1 pseudogene is annotated in these 290 nt (G+C 66.9%); it reads left to right on the top strand.

The window, feature by feature from the left end:
• Positions 1–266, top strand: a pseudogene (locus UK12_RS35425) (hypothetical protein); the annotation flags it as partial.
• Positions 267–290: the final 24 nt, after the last annotated feature.

Genomic DNA, 290 nt, shown 5'->3' with positions numbered 1-290 from the left:
CCACCCTGGACGTCTCCTCCGCCGAACTCGGCCGGAAACCGCCCGTGCAGATCACCGTGCCGACCGGGAAGATCACCCCGGCGCTGGTGGCCGAACTCAGGCGGTCCCTCCAGGCGCACCCGGGAGACGTGCCGGTACGCCTGCTCACGACGAACTGGGACAAGAACACCCTGTACGAGCTCGGCTTCCAGGTGAACCCGGACAACGGGCTCGCCTCGGACATCAAGACGCTGCTCGGCACCCACTCCTGGGCAGGCACGGTGTAGCCAGATTACCCGCCGGTAAGTTTG

The organism is Saccharothrix sp. ST-888, from assembly GCF_000955975.1.
In the GTDB taxonomy this organism is placed as follows: Bacteria; Actinomycetota; Actinomycetes; order Streptomycetales; family Streptomycetaceae; genus Kitasatospora.
Note: the sequence above shows the minus strand (reverse complement) of the source record. Positions and strands in the feature narration are given on the sequence as shown.